The 18,178-nt window shown below is 45.9% G+C and carries 22 protein-coding genes and 1 riboswitch; of the genes, 8 read left to right on the top strand and 14 right to left on the bottom strand.

Annotated elements, in window-relative coordinates; translation table 11 throughout:
- Nucleotides 1-93: 93 nt before the first annotated feature.
- The 3 genes from RCO25_RS15490 to RCO25_RS15480 form a co-directional block, all read right to left on the bottom strand.
- On the bottom strand, nucleotides 94-1,104 hold the full coding sequence (locus RCO25_RS15490) for a hypothetical protein (RefSeq protein ID WP_308997044.1): 1,011 nt from the start codon (nucleotides 1,102-1,104) through the stop codon (nucleotides 94-96).
- A 132-nt stretch (nucleotides 1,105-1,236) separates the two neighbouring features.
- On the bottom strand, nucleotides 1,237-1,983 hold the full coding sequence (locus RCO25_RS15485) for a GTP cyclohydrolase II (RefSeq protein WP_308997043.1): 747 nt from the start codon (nucleotides 1,981-1,983) through the stop codon (nucleotides 1,237-1,239).
- 31 nt (nucleotides 1,984-2,014) lie between these two features.
- Nucleotides 2,015-2,779: a DODA-type extradiol aromatic ring-opening family dioxygenase gene (locus RCO25_RS15480; protein WP_308997042.1), complete on the bottom strand. Its 765-nt coding sequence runs from the start codon at nucleotides 2,777-2,779 to the stop codon at nucleotides 2,015-2,017.
- A gap of 147 nt (nucleotides 2,780-2,926) precedes the next feature.
- On the opposite strand from RCO25_RS15480, the gene RCO25_RS15475 reads away from it, so the two are divergent.
- Nucleotides 2,927-3,247, top strand: coding sequence for a winged helix-turn-helix transcriptional regulator (locus RCO25_RS15475; protein ID WP_308997041.1), 321 nt, complete (start codon nucleotides 2,927-2,929; stop codon nucleotides 3,245-3,247).
- Between the two features lie 173 nt (nucleotides 3,248-3,420).
- Nucleotides 3,421-3,581: riboswitch (cyclic di-AMP (ydaO/yuaA leader) on the top strand.
- A 5-nt stretch (nucleotides 3,582-3,586) separates the two neighbouring features.
- On the top strand, nucleotides 3,587-4,012 hold the full coding sequence (locus tag RCO25_RS15470) for a hypothetical protein (protein ID WP_308997040.1): 426 nt from the start codon (nucleotides 3,587-3,589) through the stop codon (nucleotides 4,010-4,012).
- Between the two features lie 170 nt (nucleotides 4,013-4,182).
- Here RCO25_RS15470 and kduD read toward each other — a convergent pair whose 3' ends face one another.
- From kduD to RCO25_RS15435, 7 genes are all read right to left on the bottom strand, one after another.
- Entirely contained in the window at nucleotides 4,183-4,938 is a 756-nt protein-coding gene (kduD, locus tag RCO25_RS15465; RefSeq protein ID WP_308997039.1) for a 2-dehydro-3-deoxy-D-gluconate 5-dehydrogenase KduD, read from the bottom strand.
- A gap of 4 nt (nucleotides 4,939-4,942) precedes the next feature.
- Nucleotides 4,943-5,737: a DeoR/GlpR family DNA-binding transcription regulator gene (locus tag RCO25_RS15460; protein ID WP_308997038.1), complete on the bottom strand. Its 795-nt coding sequence runs from the start codon at nucleotides 5,735-5,737 to the stop codon at nucleotides 4,943-4,945.
- Between the two features lie 25 nt (nucleotides 5,738-5,762).
- Nucleotides 5,763-6,593 (bottom strand): 5-dehydro-4-deoxy-D-glucuronate isomerase, encoded by an 831-nt coding sequence (kduI, locus tag RCO25_RS15455; protein ID WP_308997037.1) that lies wholly within the window; start codon nucleotides 6,591-6,593, stop codon nucleotides 5,763-5,765.
- A 281-nt stretch (nucleotides 6,594-6,874) separates the two neighbouring features.
- Nucleotides 6,875-7,138, bottom strand: a complete 264-nt coding sequence (locus RCO25_RS15450) for a hypothetical protein (RefSeq protein ID WP_308997036.1) — start codon at nucleotides 7,136-7,138, stop codon at nucleotides 6,875-6,877.
- 137 nt (nucleotides 7,139-7,275) lie between these two features.
- On the bottom strand, nucleotides 7,276-7,845 hold the full coding sequence (locus RCO25_RS15445) for a histidine phosphatase family protein (RefSeq protein WP_308997035.1): 570 nt from the start codon (nucleotides 7,843-7,845) through the stop codon (nucleotides 7,276-7,278).
- A 24-nt stretch (nucleotides 7,846-7,869) separates the two neighbouring features.
- A complete protein-coding gene (locus tag RCO25_RS15440; RefSeq protein ID WP_308997034.1) occupies nucleotides 7,870-8,439 on the bottom strand; it encodes a hypothetical protein in 570 nt (189 codons plus the stop codon).
- Between the two features lie 34 nt (nucleotides 8,440-8,473).
- Entirely contained in the window at nucleotides 8,474-8,950 is a 477-nt protein-coding gene (locus RCO25_RS15435; protein ID WP_308997033.1) for a hypothetical protein, read from the bottom strand.
- A 298-nt stretch (nucleotides 8,951-9,248) separates the two neighbouring features.
- On the opposite strand from RCO25_RS15435, the gene RCO25_RS15430 reads away from it, so the two are divergent.
- From RCO25_RS15430 to speE, 6 genes are all read left to right on the top strand, one after another.
- On the top strand, nucleotides 9,249-9,731 hold the full coding sequence (locus tag RCO25_RS15430) for an NUDIX hydrolase (protein ID WP_308997032.1): 483 nt from the start codon (nucleotides 9,249-9,251) through the stop codon (nucleotides 9,729-9,731).
- Between the two features lie 273 nt (nucleotides 9,732-10,004).
- Entirely contained in the window at nucleotides 10,005-10,514 is a 510-nt protein-coding gene (locus tag RCO25_RS15425) for a GNAT family N-acetyltransferase (RefSeq protein ID WP_308997031.1), read from the top strand.
- A gap of 261 nt (nucleotides 10,515-10,775) precedes the next feature.
- Nucleotides 10,776-11,357: a TetR/AcrR family transcriptional regulator gene (locus tag RCO25_RS15420; RefSeq protein ID WP_308997030.1), complete on the top strand. Its 582-nt coding sequence runs from the start codon at nucleotides 10,776-10,778 to the stop codon at nucleotides 11,355-11,357.
- A 13-nt stretch (nucleotides 11,358-11,370) separates the two neighbouring features.
- Nucleotides 11,371-11,712: a DMT family transporter gene (locus RCO25_RS15415; protein ID WP_308997029.1), complete on the top strand. Its 342-nt coding sequence runs from the start codon at nucleotides 11,371-11,373 to the stop codon at nucleotides 11,710-11,712.
- Nucleotides 11,712-12,026 carry a DMT family transporter gene (locus RCO25_RS15410; RefSeq protein ID WP_308997028.1) on the top strand — a complete coding sequence of 105 codons (315 nt, stop codon included), beginning with the start codon at nucleotides 11,712-11,714 and terminating at the stop codon, nucleotides 12,024-12,026. The genes RCO25_RS15415 and RCO25_RS15410 overlap by 1 nt, the downstream gene beginning before the upstream one ends.
- 57 nt (nucleotides 12,027-12,083) lie before the next feature.
- Entirely contained in the window at nucleotides 12,084-12,911 is an 828-nt protein-coding gene (speE, locus tag RCO25_RS15405) for a polyamine aminopropyltransferase (protein ID WP_308997027.1), read from the top strand.
- 218 nt (nucleotides 12,912-13,129) lie between these two features.
- Here the strand turns inward: speE and RCO25_RS15400 are convergent, their stop codons facing one another.
- Genes RCO25_RS15400 through RCO25_RS15385 form a run of 4 tightly spaced genes read right to left on the bottom strand, consistent with a single transcriptional unit; the run spans nucleotide 13,130 to nucleotide 18,174 of the window.
- Nucleotides 13,130-15,172: an alpha-glucuronidase family glycosyl hydrolase gene (locus RCO25_RS15400; RefSeq protein WP_308997026.1), complete on the bottom strand. Its 2,043-nt coding sequence runs from the start codon at nucleotides 15,170-15,172 to the stop codon at nucleotides 13,130-13,132.
- A gap of 38 nt (nucleotides 15,173-15,210) precedes the next feature.
- Nucleotides 15,211-16,221, bottom strand: coding sequence for an endo-1,4-beta-xylanase (locus tag RCO25_RS15395; RefSeq protein ID WP_308997025.1), 1,011 nt, complete (start codon nucleotides 16,219-16,221; stop codon nucleotides 15,211-15,213).
- A 19-nt stretch (nucleotides 16,222-16,240) separates the two neighbouring features.
- On the bottom strand, nucleotides 16,241-17,185 hold the full coding sequence (locus RCO25_RS15390) for a carbohydrate ABC transporter permease (RefSeq protein ID WP_308997024.1): 945 nt from the start codon (nucleotides 17,183-17,185) through the stop codon (nucleotides 16,241-16,243).
- Between the two features lie 14 nt (nucleotides 17,186-17,199).
- Nucleotides 17,200-18,174, bottom strand: coding sequence for an ABC transporter permease (locus tag RCO25_RS15385; RefSeq protein WP_308997023.1), 975 nt, complete (start codon nucleotides 18,172-18,174; stop codon nucleotides 17,200-17,202).
- Between the last annotated feature and the right edge of the window lie 4 nt (nucleotides 18,175-18,178).

Here is an 18,178-nt window from a genome sequence, read left to right as displayed (position 1 = left end):
GCGTAGATACTCCTTTAATTTGAACATGAGTTCATTTTTTTTCATCATACTTGAAAAGGACCCGGAACGCAAAATAATTTTGTCGTTTTATGGCTATTTTAAAAGCTTTTCCGCTTTATTCGCCAATCCCTCGCGAAACTGTTTTATTGCCGTCAGTTCCGTCAATTCGCCATCTTTCTGCTGAATGATTTGTCCGTCGGATTCCGTGAGAATCTCCAGAAATTCCTTCGTCATTCGGGCCGTTGCCGACTCCGGCGCTTTAGCGATTGTCGCTTGGTAGCTGCTCTTCACTTCATCCAGCAGCTTAAAGGTCTCCAAATCATAGATAAGGGTATTGGGCAAACCATTGATATACATCGCTAAATACCCGTTTACATATTTGTTTTGAACTTCCTCCCGCTCAGGAGAATCCGCATAATTTGCGATAAACTTCTCGGCAAGCAAGGCCCTTGAAGCCAGCTCATCCCATGTAATGACGAGTCCGCCGTCTTTAGCAGCCGCTGTATTCGATTCTTCGGCCATTAACTGGACGTAAGCATTCATCTGCTCGGACAGCGACTTGCTGTACTGCAGCTGATTACTGTAGTCAACGATAGGATAGATGGTTCCTTCTACCGTTTCTAATTTATATCCGCCGGCGTAGGCTCTTTGCACAAGAGCTACCACCTTTTCATCTTTTATGGCAGCAGCGCTCTCTTTCGAAATCGGCCATGCTTCCGCTGTCAGCACCTCTTGCACATTCGAAGCAAAAAAGTCGGTTTGTGCCGCTTCCAAATGCGTCTCATAATAATCATGCAAGCCGCGCAGCATCGTGTCGGCCGTCGATTGATCAGCCTTTGCCATATTTTCGACCATAAAAGTGACAAGTGCAGATGCATCAGCCGCTTCCTTCGCCACAAGCTTAAACTCGGAAAGCAATGCTTGCTGGTCCTCCTGGATTCCTTGCTCGCTTCCGCCGTCATCCGTCACTTGGATGTCAGACTTTACGGATTCAGACGGATTGCTTTTGCTGCATCCAGTCATTGCTAATAAACCGATAACGGCTAGAACAGAAGTTATCACACGCCATTTGTTAAACCTAGTATGACCATCCTTTTGCATCATTCATCCATCCTCTCCTTACATTTGATTTATGACCTGCTATGTAGTAGACGTAACGGCAGCGCAAAATGTTTTCGAAAAAAAACTGTGCCAAGGTTACCGAAAGCAACCTTAGCACAGTTTTTCTTTTTCTTCCTATTTAACGAGGGTCTGAGGCTCTTGACCAAAATGACCCGATCGATTCATTTTCGTTTGAATGTATTTCTCGTTGTAGACTGAGGAATTGCCCCATAGCGGCACTCTGCCCGCTACGTTCATACCTGATTTGCGCAGTGCGTCCACTTTACGCGGATTATTGGTAATGATCGATACTGGCAAATCGCGCAGCAGCTTAAGTACGGCAATGGCGTCGCTGTAATCACGCGCGTCATCCGCGAAGCCCAGCTCGATATTGGCATCAACCGTATCAAGGCCATCCTCCTGCAGCAAATAGGCAATCGCTTTGCTGAACAAGCCGATTCCGCGTCCTTCATGGTTGGCCAAATAAAACAGCGCTCCTGTTCCGTGCTCGGTAATAATACGCATGGATTGCTTCAACTGATAGCCGCAATCGCATCTTGCGCTTCCGAAGATATCCCCTGTATGGCAAATACTGTGCATTCGGATAAGCGCGTCTTCATTGTTATCAAAATCGCCGTAGACGAGAACGCTCGATTGCTGGAGATCCGCATAAGAGAAGCGGTTCAAATCCTCGACCAGCTGTTCGGGAGACATTTCCTCGCCTGCTTCCTTGCGAAGCCAGCTGTACCAATGAAACGTTTTTGTCTCTCCGTCCAGCTCTACTGGCAGCTTGACCGGGCCAATGACGTAGATATCGTCATTTCCGGCTTGCGTGCGTTTTAGTTTATCTTTTATTAGTGCTGCGATATGGGGTTTGATCATATTAGTTCACCTTTTCTAAATGGATATAGGATTAAAATCGCATAGATAAGTAGCTCAATGTGCCGAATTCATAGCTTCTATAGATAACCTGCGGGACCGCGCCCGGATCTCCGCTTCCAAGTGCTATATATAAAGGAACGAAATGCTCTGCCCGAGGTACTGCCATTTTAGCATGTGGAGCCAGCTCTTCATACCGAAATAGAGAATTTATATCATGCTTATTCATTTTCTCTATTAGCCACTCGTCAAATTCGACTGCCCAGCTCTCCGGCTCTTTCTGTCCCCATTTCACCGCCCGAAGGTTATGAACGGTCACGCCGCTTCCGATGAGCAAAATATTTTGATCGCTCAGGCCGCGCAGCGCCTCGCCGATTCGGAACTGCTCCTCCGCTGAGCGATAAGGGTTAACGGAAACCTGTACGACCGGGATATCTGCCTTTGGAAACATATGCTTCAGCATCGTCCATGAACCATGGTCGAGTCCTCTTGACGTATCATATGCTACCGGGATATGATTTTCGCTCAGCAGATGGCCAACTAGCTCCGCTGCCTTTGTGGAGCCTTTGGCCGGATATTTAACCTTGTAAAGCTCATCGGGAAAACCGTAGAAATCATATATCGTTTCGTATTCATCATCCTTGGAGGAGATGGTAACCGTCTCTGTCTCCCAATGTGCTGTAAAAATAACGATGGCATCCGGTTTCAGGCTTGCTCCCGTTTGTTGAAGAAATTTGCTATATTCATTCTGCTCGACAGCGAGCATCGGTGATCCATGTGCTAAAAATAATGGTTTCATGGCGGTACCTCCTTATTTTCGCTTACTATTCGTAACTAATTATAATTTTATAACTAAGGATAGTCAAGTAATTAACAATATTCAGGTGTGCTTGTATAAATAAGATATTGAGGTTATACTTATTGCAAGATAAAAGAGGTGATACTCATGGATCAATCTAACCTTTGTCCCCGTTTCCAGAGGGGAATGGACATTATTAGCAGACGTTGGACCGGCCTAATCATATTCCAGCTTCTGTCCGGACCGCAGCGCTTCTGCGCTGTCCAATCCGCATTGCCAATCAGCGGAAGACTATTGTCTGAACGTTTCAAGGATTTAGAAAACGAAGGTATTGTCGACAGGCATGTTTATCCCGAAATACCCGTTCGCATAGAATATTCATTAACGGAGAAGGGCCGCGCGCTGGAGCCGATCATCCGTGAAATACAAGTATGGTCGCAGGACTGGATAGAGATAGCAGAGGCGTAACGGGAACGTTCCGGACAAAAGGAATATCACGATAGCGGATGACTACGTGCCGCTTCGTGATATTCCTTTTTTTACTTTACAGGATTCTAAAGCCTGTCCAAGCTACCTTGTACGTATCCCTATTTAATTGTACAAGATTTACAGATATGCAATTGAGGGTTATAATGAAGAGTACATTATTCACGCTGAATTTTTCGAATGAAAAAGCGGGGGAACCAACGCGAACGATTCCAATCGTACGCAAGGGGTGAATCCAGGGATTTGTAACCCTGGCAGGGCATTCTCTCTAGCCCGAATCCGACAGCTAACCTCGTAAGCGAACAAAGGAGAGATTTATTTATGTTGACAAATTGTGCAAATCATCTGCATCATTTCACGGAACAGACTCCTCATTTATCCGTCACCCGAATCGAGCTTTTCGTTATTCCTGCTCTCGCCGTCGATTCTGCAGGCCACCGCATATGTCTTCGATTAACGAGCAATCAAGGCTTTGGCTGGAGTGAGCTGTTTGCCAGCGATACAGAAGAGGCCGTTGACTTAGACAGATGGAGCGATCTGCTTCAAAGTTTTATCGGCAGCATCCCTCTTCCGCCTCTTGACCAGTATCAATACGACAAATCGGATCAGGATGGCCGTGCTCTCCACTTGTTCGTTACAGCTGTCAACCATGCGCTAGCCCAATCTGCCGAATCGCCCCCGTACAGCATCGATCATGAAGAATCTGTTTTGCGTCAACGTTCTGTCTCCTATGTCTCTTTGGATTAGTTAGCAAAAAGAGTTTGTACAAATAGAAAGTCCAGAACAGTCATTCTCGTTCTGGACTTTCTAACTTTTTTCAGCAGTTTTCGGGAACCGTTCGGCATTCGCAACAAAAAGGCCCTCCTTTATTACAGCCGCAGCTGCATAGGGAGAGCCTTTACGCATTTATTGCCTTATTACCTTACCAACCATCCGCCATCAACGGCGAGAATATGGCCGTTCATGTAATCAGAAGCCGAAGAAGCTAAAAAGACTGCCGGCCCAATCAAATCCTCCGAGGAGCCCCAGCGTCCAGCTGGAATGCGCTGCAAAATTTGGGTGCTGCGTACGGGATCCTCGCGAAGCGCTTCCGTATTATCCGTGCTCATATAGCCTGGAGCAATCGCGTTTACCTGTAAGCCTTTGCTCGCCCATTCGCTTGCAAGCGCTTTGGTAAGCCCTGCAACCGCATGCTTGCTGGAAGTGTAGCCTGGAACGTTAATACCTCCCTGATAGGAGAGCATCGACGCGATATTAATAATTTTGCCTGAGCCCTGCTCGATCATATGCTTGCCTGCAAGCTGAGACAGCACAAATACCGAGTTCAAATTAACATCTATTACAGCCTGCCAATCCTCATAGCTGTGCTCTGCGGCCGGCGTACGTCGAATGATGCCCGCGTTATTGACCAAAATATCGATCCGTCCCAGCTCGTTCACTGTCCGATCAATGATGCCCGCCAGCTTCGCGCGATCAGAAACATCGGCTTCTATGGTAATGGCTTTGCGTCCTAATGCCCGCACGGCGTCAGCTGTCTTGTCAGCAGGCGTGCTATTGGTGACAAGCGCCACATCAGCGCCTGCATCCGCTAACCCAAGTGCTACCGCTGCTCCAAGGCCGCGGCCGGCACCTGTTACGACAGCCGTTTTTCCTGTTAAATCGAACAAACCCATCGGTTTAAGTCCTCCCTCTCGTACGCCTCCCGCTTTCCGGAAGCTGCGCCTTCATCATTTTTATATGAAGCGCCTCATATTTAGCTGCGACCTCTGGAGCAATGCCATCATCTGTAATGATGCAATCAATCTCATCCAGACCAGCAAAAGTAATCAAAGCGCCCTTGTCGAACTTGCTATGGTCGGCCAAGCAATACACGGTTTTCGCGTTATCCATGTAAAGCGTCTTCAGCTTCGATAATTCTTCCGTAAATATCGTCAGCCCATATTCCAAATGAATACCCGTCGTTGATAAAAAAAGCTTATGGACATTCAAGCGTTTAATCCATTCCTGTGACTCTGCCCCAATAAGCAGGTTATTATGGCGATAACCGCCTGGAATCACAAGCCTTACCTGGTCCTTTAAGGTCAGCTCTCGAATAATGAGCAGGTCATTCGTAAGCACGGTGACAGGCATATTGGGGAGCTTCTTCGCCATCTCAAGCGTAGTGCTGCCCGCATCAAGCGCGATGATATCGTTATCCTCGATGCAGGAAAGCGCAAGCGCGGCAATGGCTGCTTTTTCCTGTTGATGCTTGCTGTTAGGGAATTGCAGCGGGTAAAGGCTGTCTTCGCCTTCTTGCTCTACCACAGCCCCGCCATGTGTACGCTTCAGCAGTCCCTTCTCCTCGAGCTTCTCCAAATCCTCGCGAACCGTTTTTTCCGTGACGCCAAACTGTTCACTCAGCTCAGATACTTTAACTGCCCCAAGCTGCTCTAGTTTCTCAATAATTTTCCGATGCCGTTCAGCAGCAAGCATGGTGCACCTCCTGTAGCGATTGCTTCTATTTTAGCTCGCTTGCAGGTACCGCGTCCATGTCTGTGAAGGTATAGTTTTCTCCTGCCATCGACCAGCAGAACGTATAATTGCTCGTTCCGACGCCGGAGTGAATGGACCAAGGAGGTGAAATAATCGCTTGCTCGTTCGCCACAACCAAATGTCTGGTTTGCGAAGGCTCCCCCATCATATGAAATACGCGTGCATCTGCATTCATATCGAAGTATAGATACGCTTCCATGCGCCGATCATGCACATGAGAAGGCATTGTGTTCCAAACGCTTCCCGTTTTTAGGCTTGTTACGCCCAGCATAAGCTGGCAGCTTTGAATGCCGTCCGCATGAATGTATTTGTAGAGAACACGTTCATTTGAAGTTTCCTGCGACCCAAGATGAGTCGGATTCGCTTCCTCCATCGTCATCTTGCGTGTTGCGATTTCAGCATGCGCCAGCGCGGAGCAGAAATAAAGCTTCGCCGGGTTTTCTTTGTCAACGCTGGACAGCAGAACTTGGCGTTTGCCTTTTCCAACATAAAGCACATCAAGCTTGCTAAGCTCGTAAACTTCTCCGTCAACAGAAATCGAAGCAGGTCCGCCAATGTTAAGGAAACCAATCTCGCGGCGCTCCAAGAAATATTCAGTTTTCAACGTGGCCGCATCTTCCAGCTCAAACGTTTCGTTCACAGGCAATGCACCGCCAACTACCATGCGGTCATAATGGGTATATGTCATCTTGATTTGATCCTGTACGAACAGGCTCTCGATCAAAAACTCGCTGCGCAGACGTTCCGTATCATATTGCTTCACATCGGTAGGGTTTGTTGTGTGGCGTACTTCCATTGAATAAAAGCCTCCTAAAGTTTTTTGGCGCAGCTTGCTCTGCAAACCACGCGTACGTTTGTTAATGTTCGTTTTTATAATATCACACATTTACGAACATAAAAAGTACTTTTAATAATCCGACTGCAAAGGCGAACCCTCGTTTCTCCAGAACGATCATCCCACTCCGCTTCTGCCTTCCATTTATCGAGCCGCTTTTTCTTGATGAGCTCATGCCGGGTACTAAAAACGCAAGAAGGAGGAGACATTGGTCTCCTCCTTCTCCCTATCCAAGCTGCAGCTTACCAAGTAATCCGGCCGCCTGTACGTTGATAGCCATGTAATAATTCATACTTCTCGCTGCGCATCAAGCGTTTCATTTGAACTCTGTATTTACGATTGTCATCTCTTCTTGCTTCGGTACATTCTTTGTTATAATGAACACTCTTGATTCCCTTCCGGTATTCCCGGGTCTTGCTTCTTCTTGGGTCGTAGTGCTTCTTCGCAAAAACAGGCTTAACGTTTTGCTCATTTTCCCACAACGTGATTTCTTCCTGAATAAACATCTTCATCCCCGTTATACCGGGTTAGATTATGGCATCAAGCCACTATACCGATATAACTAATAGAAGAAGACCTTTGGATCGAACATCTCCGTCACCCCCTATGATGAGCATTGCTATTTTAGCATGAATGCATAGCGTTACCGCGGCTGGTTAATTCTGCTCCAAACCCTGCTAACTGATTTTAGACCGGCGCCGTCGAAAGCCAGCCTATAAATATCCGGCATATCGAGCTGTTTCCAGAAATCGAAGCCATAGCTTTGATCAAAAGAATTCAGGATTAATGCCAGCAGATTCCCGTGCGTGCCGATTACGATGTTTTTGTTAGGATGTTTTTTGAGCACCTGCATGACTGCTTCCGCTCCGCGTTTCTGAGCAATCACATTCGATTCTCCGCCCTCCCATGCAAAGCTGCTGTCCTCCCAAACTTTCTCGATAGCAGCCTGAAAATCCTCCACAGGTTGGCCCGAAAGCAGCCGTTCCTTAAAATCATCCTCAATAAGGATAGCTCCGCTAATGTATGCTGCAATGCCTTCCACGGTTTGAATCGCTCGTTTATAGGGACTAGAAATGACAACGTCTATTTTCATTGCCTTTAGCGTGTCAGTAATTGTTTTTGCATCATTTAAACCCTGCTCCGATAAAGGCCTCGTTAATTCGTCCAGCGTATAGACGGAGTGCGCATGCCGCACCAAATAGAGATTTGTCATCTGCTTGCTTGTTCCCCCCTTTCTTTACTCCACCGTAACGGTTGTATGAACGGAGACGTCGTAACGGCTGTCCACGACCAACTTGTCTAAGGAAAAATCACAGTGTGCGGCAATATAATACGTTCCGCTTGGCAGCAGCAAATCCTTCTCGCCGTAAAATTCCTTCCAAAACTTTGCGTCGGGACCGTCGTTCGAGTAACCGCCGCTTTTCTGAAAAGGATATTCGTATTTTTCTCCCTTTACAAATACGGTTGGCGTCAGCTCTGTTGTATTGGCTCCTTCCATTTCCAGCTTTTTGCCGTCCGTTAAATAAAACACGACATTCGTTCGCGGTCCCCAGACCGTTATCGATTCGTTATCGCCAATATAAGTCAATGAAGCGGAATAGACGATCGGTTCACCCTTTGCAAAAGTGGTCTTATCGATGTTTAAGCTCATCTCAAAAAGCTCGTCTTTATGCACCGGATTAGGCTCAGTCATTTTTTTCAAAAGGACGGGGTCCACCGCATTTTCTGCCTTCTTTCCCCCATTAGGACCGCTGCATGATGATAGGATTATCATGAACATGATGAAGATTAGGACAACACGTTTCATAGTGCCTCCTTTCCCTCAAGGAACAGTCTGGCAATCAATCCACAAACGATAATACATGTTCCTTTACTTGAACTTTCTGTTCTGCTGTCAGCTTAATGGATTTCAAGCCCTCGTAATTTTCATCGGGTATGAGTATGGTTGATGGCTTCGTCAGCTCGGTTTTGGTTTGATCGCCATCTTCGGTCATCATAATATTGGACCTGTTTGCATCGGAGAGTATGATTTCAGACTTAATGAAATTCCCCTCTAAATCATAAGTGTCCTCGATCATTTTGATATCGGATTTAATATAATTTTTGCCTTCAACGACAATCGTGATGGAATTGACTTTCTTATATCCTGTTCGCACAAACATGCCTTCTTCATTCTGCTCGCTCGTTTCTGTGGCAAAAACTTCGATATGCTCCACCTTCTCCGATTTGCTGCAAGCACTTATCATTACAAAAACAATGCATAGCAGATTAAGTTTGATTACAGCGGCATGCATGCCTGTTTTGCATTTAAATCCCAAATCACCACTCCTTAATGCTTTCGTTTTTTGGGCTTTCGCGGTTTCACTGCCTTACGGAATGAGCAAGCAAATGGTTGATTGGTCTGCTTCTGTCCCGCTGCAGCCGGATAACCTATATTCCGTGCCTTTATCTGTCTTATATCCTCACTTCATAATCACAAACGTTTACAAATTTGTAAATGTTGCAATTGCCCACGGAATGCGAAGGCAATCTTCAAACCTAACGAATCACGTGATAAAATAGGAATGGAACTTTAAGTCAATTACACCATTTTATTTGTATGCGGAGGTTATATGCATGCCCATGCCAACCCACATTGTAGCAGTAGGCGGTATCGTGGAAAATGAGCAAGGACAAGTTCTTTTGGTGAAGACTCAACATGGCGGATGGGTATTTCCGGGTGGGCAGGTGGAAGCAGGAGAGAATTTAATGAATGCACTCATGCGGGAAATAAAAGAGGAAAGCGGAATAGACACCGCTGTTTTGTGCTTAATAGGCATTTATTCCAATACAGGAACCTATACCTGGCATGATGGAGTAACCGAAATTCCAACCAAAGTCATGCTGGACTTCTCGTGCAGGGCGGTAGGCGGACAATTATGCATCTCCGAGGAAACGTCGGAAAGCAGATGGTTTGATAAGGCCATGGCACTCGAAGCGATTACAGCGCCTGCCATCCGTACCCGCTACCAAGCTTATTTGGATTTTGGTGGAAGCGCTAGCTATATGGAGTATGTGACGAGCCCTGATTTTGACATTAAATTAAAACGAAGTATCTAGCTGTTATAAGCAGTCAATCCTGCACAGCCAAATGAACAAGCCGCTATCCTGCAATAGCACAGGGGAGCGGCTCAGCACCTTTTCATCATCTGAACAGAAACTGTCTGCGGTCCGTCATTACTCGCGATACACCGGTCTCCTAATTGTAGAAAAAAAATAAAGTATTAGACTGACGGCTCGTCATTAAGCAAACGAGCAGCATAGTTAAAAAAAGGTGTGAGTAAAGATTTATCGAATAAAGTTGGGAATGTCTATACTAAGGGGCTTTTTCTTATGACTGAAATACGTTGGGCTAAGTTAGAAGATGCTAGGGATTTGGGTCTTGTCCATTCAGAATCTTATCGAAATGCGTATAAAGGTGTACTGCCCGATGAATTTCTCAATCAGTATACACCCATCTCAAGAGAAAGGTACTTTTATAATTCTCTTATTCAAGGTACCGAACATATAGCAATTACTCTAGTTAACAATAAAGCTGTTGGCTGTTTGATGCTAAAAGCCTGCAGTGACAATGATTTGCAAAAATTCAGTGGTGAAATATCTGCGATATACCTTCTTCAAAACTTTAGGGCTATTGGACTTGGAAGTCAGTTGTTGAACTGGGGATTAGAGAGATTAAAAGATCTTGGATATAGCACGGCAGTATTATGGGTATTAAAAGAAAATAAAAATGCTATCATGTTTTATGAAAAACAGGGATTTATGCGCGACGGAACAGAAAGGATAATCTTAAGAGGTAGAGAACTAAGTCAAATCAGATATCAAAAGGAACTTCTATACTGAAGAAGTTTTTGTTTCCCTTTATTACGCTAACGGGGTACTATTGTTGAACAAACAAGGAGCAGTTTGCTACGGCAACTGCTCCCTTTCTTTATTAAGCTAACGGGCAGGTTAGTTCCATTAAGACTTCATGGTAGATGTACAATCTGGATGGGATTTCTCTTGTCAAAATGTGAAAAATTAATTGAACTATGACCATCTCTATGATAAACTAACAATCGTTAATCAAACTAACGACCGGTAGTTAGTTTAAGGAGGATTTCGATGACTGCACAAAAAATTATGAATATTGCACTTCGCCATTTTGCAAAAAATGGGTTCGAGGGTGCCTCTCTCACAGATATCGCTACTGATGTAGGGATTAAAAAACCGTCTATTTATAATCATTTTAAAGGAAAAGATGATTTATTCATGGCTGTATATCAGGATGTTGCGACGCGAGAGCTACAATTTGTTGAAGAATATCTAAAGCCTAACCGTTTATCGTCACTGGAAGAACAGTTATATGGTTTCTTGATTGAGTACAAGAAACGATACGAGAAAGAGGTAGACACGAAGTTTTTTTTGCGAATGTCTTTTTTCCCACCCGTACATTTGCAACAAGAGTCGATGAAATTAAGCTTGTTTTATATCGATAAAATGGCTGAATTAGCCAAAGTTTTCTTTCAATCCGCAAACCAAAATGGATTAATCCATTTGGATGTATCAGTTGAACATGCGACAGGCGCGTATATGGCAGTTCTTGACAGTATATTTGTTGAGATGCTTTATGGGGATCAAGACCATTTAATGAAAAGACTTGAGGCAACTTGGCATGTTTTTTGGCGGGGAGTAAGAACCATCTAGAGGAGGAACAGATATGAATCGTAGTTGGATTTTCATCATTATTGGTGCGTTGTTTGAAGTTATGTGGGTCATCGGCTTTAAGCACGCAGATGATATTATTACATGGTTAGGGACAATTTTCGCCGTTGTCATTTCGTTTTATCTAATCATCGTTGCATCCACTAAATTACCTGTTGGTACTGTTTATGCAGTATTTACAGGACTTGGGACGGCTGGGACCGTACTTTCCGAAATGATCTTGTTCGATGAACCAGTTAAATTAACAAAACTCCTACTGATCGCGTTGCTTTTAGCAGGTGTATTGGGATTGAAATTGGTCGGCGGATCATCTAAATCCAAGGAGGTATCGGAATAATGGCTTGGTTATCGTTAATTTTCGCTGGTCTATTTGAAATAGTAGCTGTGCTCGGGATGAACCGGATTAAACGTGACAATATCGTAAAAGCTTATCTACTCTTTTCCGGGGCGATCATTCTTAGCTTCATATGTTTGAGTTATTCAATGAGAAGCCTACCTATGGGTACGGCTTATGCGATATGGACGGGGATTGGTACTGTTGGAGGCGCATTAGTTGGCATGTTTTTATTCGGTGAATCTAAAGAATGGCGTCGTGCTCTATTCATTGCCATGGTTTTAGCTGCTGCTGTGGGGCTTAAACTCATCTCTTAATCAGGAGATAAGTAACTTAATCAATTAAAAATATTAAATTATCAGGAGGTATTTCAAATGGAATTATGGTTTACAGAAAAGCAAACGAACTCATTTGGAATCACAGCTAAAGTCAAAAAATCTCTGTATTCGGAACAAACACCTTTTCAACAACTAGATCTTATTGAAACAGAAGAGTTTGGCAACATGCTTCTTCTAGATAATATGGTCATGACTACAGAGAGGGATGAATTTGTATACCATGAAATGATTGTTCATGTCCCCCTCTTTACTCACAATAATCCAAAGAAAGTCCTTGTAGTAGGAGGCGGAGACGGTGGAACAATTCGTGAAGTGTTAAAGCACCCAAGTGTGGAGCAGGTTGTACAAGTTGAAATTGATGGCAAAGTAGTGGAGCACTCCAAACAGCATCTTCCCCATATAGCCTCTGCTTATGGGCATCCAAAGGCCAAACTAATCATTGGCGATGGCTTTATGCACATATTAGAAAGTATGGATGAATACGATATCATTTTGGTGGATTCTACTGAGCCAGTAGGACCAGCAGCTCACTTATTTACAAAGGGTTTTTATGCAGGCATTGCAAAAGCGCTTAAAAAGGACGGCATTTTTGTAGCTCAGACGGATAACCCTTGGTTTAAAGCTGATTTGATTCGCACAGCTATCCAGGATTCAAAAGAAATTTTCCCTGTCACACGTTTATATACTTGTAACATCCCAACTTACCCTAGCGGGTTATGGACGTTCACGTTGGGATCGAAGACACATGATCCACTCAATGTGAGCCAAGATCGTTTCTTCGAATTGGATACGAAGTATTATACACCTAAATTGCATAAGGCTTCCTTTGTACTGCCTAAATTTGTTGGTGAGCTGTGTAAGTAGATTCGTTATTCGTTGTGATAAAGAAAGCGTCCATTGAAACGAGGAACTATTGCTTAAAATCACCAGAACGAGGCTGCCGGCATAGAACGGCAGCTTCGTTGAGCTAACGGATAACTATTGCTCAATAAAACAGCGGCAGCCTCGGACTTTATTATCTCGTCCTGGCTGCCGCTGTTTCTATTATTGGGATCCGTATAGTCCCTTATTTTCCTTGAACACTAATAAATGACTCGACCTTCCACGTCAGAAATACCTGATTTACGATAGAAATACGTATTAATAATATCACGCCAATTTCTAGCATGTTCGGCCTGGACAGCCAAACGCTCAGCAATAGGGGCAAATCTGGCTTCGTCGATTTTGCTGGAGAGGCCAGCCCATTGCTGCTGCAGCCTGTCCGCTTCCTCCGCGCCCCAGAAATGTATATCATAAATATGTTGAATTACCGTTTTTCCAGATTGGAGCTTATGGGTATAGGGTACATGGTGAAAAAACAGCAGAAGCTCGTCCGGACAGGTTTTCAAGCTGTCATACAGAGCTGCGTTCGGCTCAGCGTACTGCGATGTATATCCCGTGCCACTCGTCTGCGTCCGGTTAACGCCGATACCGTCCCGATCCGCAAAATGATAGGTTCCCCACCTTGAGTACTCGTAGCCGTCTACATCCGGACCGTAGTGATGGTTAGGCGCGACCATCCAGCCGACGCCAAGCGGCGCCGTGTAACCTTCGTAAATCGGCCACGACAACATCAGCATCCGGCCGATCCCCGTTACGACTTCGGGATCGTTTCCAAACGTTGCGATGGTCCACTCCACGCCAATTTCCTCGGCCGTTAAATCCGGATTCCAGATTAGGCGGCCATACCCGTACAGATTAGCCTGAGCAAGAATATGTCCCGTCCAGCTTTCCTCATCCCCGATATTCGATACGGCGGCAATGCCGCTAAACGTCATCCCGTATAGCGATCCATCTACGATCCGTTTCACCTCAGTACCCGAACCTTCCGCATGCGTATCGAAATCGAGTACCTGCTTCCATTGCGGTACCAGATAACATAGATGCCGCTGCTGGCCTGTATACTCTTGGGTTATCTGAAACTCCAGGATTTGATTGGTTTGTTTCATAGCGCCGAATAAAGGGGAGACAGGCTCCCGAACCTGAAAGTCCATCGGTCCATTCTTAATTTGCAGCAATACATTTCGCCGAAAACGGCCGTCTAACGGTTTGAAATGATCATATGCCGCACGAGCGCGGTCGGTCTTCCGGTCACGCCAATCCTGCATGCAATCATAAACGAAGCAGCGCCAGATCACGATTCCGCCATGGCTTGCAAGCGCATCAGCCAGCATGTTTGCCCCGTCCGCATGATCGCGGCCGTAGGCGAACGGACCTGGCCGATGCTCGGAGTCCGCCTTCACGACAAAGCCTCCGAAATCAGGAATGAACCTATAAATCCGGTCAGCCGTTTCCTTCCACCAACTTTGCACGTCGCTATCCAGCGGATCTGCTGTCGGCAGGTCCCCCAATTGCAGCGGCGCCGCAAAATTCACGCTCAGGAATAAAGTGATACCGTATTCCCGGAACGCATCCGCGAAGAGCGCAATGGACGGAAGCAGCTCTTCCGTTATGAACCTGGTCTCCAGCGCATGAACATTCACATTGTTAATAGAGATGGCGTTGAGACCGGCGGAGGCCAGCAAACGCGCATAATCCCTAATACGCTGCAATTCAGAGGTGATGCCGCCGTTCCGATAAAAAATCGAACGCCCCGCGTACCCTCTCTCGATGGTGCCGTCTGCATTATCCCATTGGTTAATCATCCGCAAATCGTTTCTTGGTGATTCATTCACATTCAGTTCCTCTAAAGGCTCTCCTGCGCCTACTAGCCGAAGCAAATGGAACACGCCGTATAATATGCCGGCATCCGAGCCTCCGGTAACCATTATTGCGCCATAGCCGCTTTCTTGCCGGTAACGCAGCGTATATCCTTCTTTCCCCTGCTTCCATTCCCCTGGGCCTTCCTCTTCCGAGTAAACCGCTAGTTGAACGCGGCCACCATCCTCAGGCCTCTCCATGATGCACGCATCGATGCCAAGCAAAGCTTGGATGCCATGCTGGAGCTCCTTTACGGCGGTTTCCATAACGACGGAACGTTTATCCGCAGCAATAGTTTGGCCTAAAATGTCGCTATAGGCTTTTTTCTTTTGCCTATCCTCAATCGGAAAGTAATTCAGCCAAGCCTTATATGCCGAACTGTTCATTAATCAAAATGCCTCCTTACGAACCCGCTTTGCAGTTGTTAGCTCCTCTGAATAACTCGCCAGAACGAGCCTTTCGGCTCATGCTCCTCATTGAACAGAAGCGGCCAGTTTTTCCGTCCACGTACAGGAAAGTCACTCAGCCACGTATAATCATCCGCGGCTCCCCAGAAAGTAACGGCGTCAATATGGCTCCGATACTCCTCCAGCAGTTTAAACAAGGCTTCATAACGCTTTTCTTGCAAATCCAGCATTTCAGCCGTAGGGCTTGCTAGATCCGTGTGGCGGTCATCGTGACGGAACATCGATACATCAAGTTCCGTCAATTGAAGCCTTAAGCCAAGCGAAGCATATTTCTCGATTGCAGCCCGTATATCATCCAATTCAGGACTATGCAGATTCCAATGCGCTTGAAGGCCGACGCCATGCACCGGAACGCCTTGCTCAAGCAAGGATTTGACCAAACGGTAGATCTTATCGCGCTTATCGTGATTCGACTCATTGTAATCATTGTAGAAAAGCTGGGCTTTGGGATCCGCTTCATGAGCGAGCTCAAAGGCTTTGGCGATAAAACCGGGCCCAGCGATATCCAGCCATTTGGAGGGGCGCAGAAGCTCCGAACCCTCGTCCGCGATCACCTCATTCACAACATCCCACGCATAAATATCCTCTTTATAGCGCTTCACGACTGTATCAATATGCGATTTCAAGCGGTCATACAGCTTATCGCGGCTGACCGGACGGCCATCCGCTTCTTGGAACAGCCAATCCGATGTCTGATTGTGCCAAACAAGCGTATGTCCTCTCATTTTCTTGCCATGCTCTCTTGCAAAAGCAACGATCTTGTCTGCCTCTTCGAACGAATACGTATCCTCTGCCGGATGCAGGCTTACGAACTTCATCTCATTCTCAGCGGTCAGGCTGTTATAATGCTTGGCGATCAGCTCTCCCGCCTGAATGATCGTTCGCGGATTAACCGCTGCTCCAATATCGAACGAGGCTTGAAATGCCTCATGAAGCTTTGGAATGCTGCGGTTCGGAATGTTGTTCACTTCCTGTTCCCCCATTCGATTATCCTTTCACGCCGCCTACGGTCATACCTTTCACGAAATACTTTTGCAAAAACGGATATACCATGATGATCGGCAGAGAGGCTACAATGGTCATCGTTGCCCGAATGGCGAACGGCGTTACCGTATTGGCTCCCGTATTGCCCGCATTGGCAAATGCATCGCCGGCCGACTTCGTCGTCAAGGAAGCATTGGAATTCTGCAAAATTTTCTGAAGCTCATATTGCAATGTGCTTAAATCGATATTCGATGAATTGTACAAGAAGACGTCAAACCATTGGTTCCACTGATACACCGCTGAGAATAAAGCGACGGTCGCAAGCACCGGAACGCACAAGGGCAGTACGATACTGTAAAACATTTTAAAATCGCCTGCGCCGTCTATTCTTGCCGACTCGAGAATGCTCTCCGGTAAACCTTCGATAAAAGAACGAATGATGATTAAGTTAAATACGCCGATTAGGCCGGGGAAGATATACACCCAGAAATTATCAAGCAAACCCAAATCGCGGATTAACAAAAAGTTTGGAATAAGGCCGCCGTTAAAGTACATCGTCAAAATGAACGCGATCGTAACGAACTTACGAAGAACATACTCCTGTCTCGTAATGGTATAGGCCACCATGGCTGAGCAAAACACGGTTGCAATCGTTCCGATCACGGTACGCAGAACCGAAATCATCGTCGCATGGAATATGGTGGATTCCTTAAGCACATAAGCGTAATTGTCCAGCGTCCACATTCTAGGCAGCAAATAGATGCCGCCCTTGATCGAGTCTGTCGCGTTATTCAGCGAAACGGCGGCCGTATTCAAGAAAGGATATAGGGTAACGATCATCAGTAATGTAAGAAAGATATAATTGCATGTGTCGAAGATGATATCGCCTTTCGACGAACGTATGCGGCTTGATTTTTTGGAAACAGCTCCCGCTGCCGATTGATTCATGATGTACCCTCCCTCTAAAATAGTCTGGACTCGCCCATCCGCTTCGCGAGATTGTTCGCTGCGAATAACAATATAAAACTAATGATTGTTTTAAACATTCCCGCCGCGATCGAGAGCGAGTAGTTGCCTTGTGCAATCCCGTATTTAAGAACAAATATGTCAAGGTTTTCGGAAAAATCGACGTTCATCCCGTTCCCCAGCAAATACTGCGGCTCGAAACCCGATTCCAGCAAATACCCGATATTCATAATCAGCAATACGATAATAACCGGCTTAATGCCAGGAAGCGTAACATACCACATCCGTTTAATACGGCCTGCTCCGTCCATCTCCGCCGCTTCATACTGCGCGGGGTCGATCATTGTCATTGCCGCCAAATAGACGATTGTGTTCCAGCCTACGTCCTTCCAAACGGAGCTTGCTCCGAATATAGCCCAGAATTGCTCCGGTATGCCGAGGAACAGAATTTCCTCGCCCTTCTCGACGAAGCCGGTCCAAAGCAGCAATTGATTGATGATACCGTCTGGCGATAACGTCGTTTGAATGATGCTTGCCGCAACGACCCATGAAATGAAATGCGGCAAATAGCTTACCGTTTGAACCACTCGTTTAAAAGCAACCTTGCGCACCTCATTCAGAAGCAAAGCAAGCGTAATGGCCGTCACAAAGCCAAGAATCAGATTGATACCGCTCATGGCAAGCGTATTTCTTAATACGCGGATAAAGCGTTCATCCTGGAACAAAAATTGAAAATGTTCAAACCCCACCCACTTCTGGTCGCCAAAGCTTTTGGCCGGCTTGTAGTCTTGAAAAGCGATGGTCCACCCCCATAGAGGCATGTATTTAAATATGAACAACCAAACTAAAAACGGTACGGACATGAGAATAAGCACGCGCTGTTCGATCAGCTTTTTTAAAAAATGCTTCAGTCCTGTCGGCTTCTTAGGCAACACCAGGTTTGACGTTGACATTGCTCGCTTATGTTCCATCTTT

Source organism: Paenibacillus sp. LHD-38 (assembly GCF_031157315.1).
Taxonomy (GTDB): Bacteria; Bacillota; Bacilli; order Paenibacillales; family Paenibacillaceae; genus Pristimantibacillus.
Note: the sequence above shows the minus strand (reverse complement) of the source record. Positions and strands in the feature narration are given on the sequence as shown.

What these genes read in the sequence shown, in the direction of transcription:
- RCO25_RS15490 (WP_308997044.1), bottom strand. Translation starts at nt 1,104, where the DNA reads ATGATGCAAAAGGATGGTCATACTAGGTTTAACAAATGGCGTGTGATA.
- RCO25_RS15485 (WP_308997043.1), bottom strand. Translation starts at nt 1,983, where the DNA reads ATGATCAAACCCCATATCGCAGCACTAATAAAAGATAAACTAAAACGC.
- RCO25_RS15480 (WP_308997042.1), bottom strand. Translation starts at nt 2,779, where the DNA reads ATGAAACCATTATTTTTAGCACATGGATCACCGATGCTCGCTGTCGAG.
- RCO25_RS15475 (WP_308997041.1), top strand. Translation starts at nt 2,927, where the DNA reads ATGGATCAATCTAACCTTTGTCCCCGTTTCCAGAGGGGAATGGACATT.
- RCO25_RS15470 (WP_308997040.1), top strand. Translation starts at nt 3,587, where the DNA reads ATGTTGACAAATTGTGCAAATCATCTGCATCATTTCACGGAACAGACT.
- kduD (WP_308997039.1), bottom strand. Translation starts at nt 4,938, where the DNA reads ATGGGTTTGTTCGATTTAACAGGAAAAACGGCTGTCGTAACAGGTGCC.
- RCO25_RS15460 (WP_308997038.1), bottom strand. Translation starts at nt 5,737, where the DNA reads ATGCTTGCTGCTGAACGGCATCGGAAAATTATTGAGAAACTAGAGCAG.
- kduI (WP_308997037.1), bottom strand. Translation starts at nt 6,593, where the DNA reads ATGGAAGTACGCCACACAACAAACCCTACCGATGTGAAGCAATATGAT.
- RCO25_RS15450 (WP_308997036.1), bottom strand. Translation starts at nt 7,138, where the DNA reads ATGTTTATTCAGGAAGAAATCACGTTGTGGGAAAATGAGCAAAACGTT.
- RCO25_RS15445 (WP_308997035.1), bottom strand. Translation starts at nt 7,845, where the DNA reads ATGACAAATCTCTATTTGGTGCGGCATGCGCACTCCGTCTATACGCTG.
- RCO25_RS15440 (WP_308997034.1), bottom strand. Translation starts at nt 8,439, where the DNA reads ATGAAACGTGTTGTCCTAATCTTCATCATGTTCATGATAATCCTATCA.
- RCO25_RS15430 (WP_308997032.1), top strand. Translation starts at nt 9,249, where the DNA reads ATGCCCATGCCAACCCACATTGTAGCAGTAGGCGGTATCGTGGAAAAT.
- RCO25_RS15425 (WP_308997031.1), top strand. Translation starts at nt 10,005, where the DNA reads ATGACTGAAATACGTTGGGCTAAGTTAGAAGATGCTAGGGATTTGGGT.
- RCO25_RS15420 (WP_308997030.1), top strand. Translation starts at nt 10,776, where the DNA reads ATGACTGCACAAAAAATTATGAATATTGCACTTCGCCATTTTGCAAAA.
- RCO25_RS15415 (WP_308997029.1), top strand. Translation starts at nt 11,371, where the DNA reads ATGAATCGTAGTTGGATTTTCATCATTATTGGTGCGTTGTTTGAAGTT.
- RCO25_RS15410 (WP_308997028.1), top strand. Translation starts at nt 11,712, where the DNA reads ATGGCTTGGTTATCGTTAATTTTCGCTGGTCTATTTGAAATAGTAGCT.
- speE (WP_308997027.1), top strand. Translation starts at nt 12,084, where the DNA reads ATGGAATTATGGTTTACAGAAAAGCAAACGAACTCATTTGGAATCACA.
- RCO25_RS15400 (WP_308997026.1), bottom strand. Translation starts at nt 15,172, where the DNA reads ATGAACAGTTCGGCATATAAGGCTTGGCTGAATTACTTTCCGATTGAG.
- RCO25_RS15390 (WP_308997024.1), bottom strand. Translation starts at nt 17,185, where the DNA reads ATGAATCAATCGGCAGCGGGAGCTGTTTCCAAAAAATCAAGCCGCATA.
- RCO25_RS15385 (WP_308997023.1), bottom strand. Translation starts at nt 18,174, where the DNA reads ATGGAACATAAGCGAGCAATGTCAACGTCAAACCTGGTGTTGCCTAAG.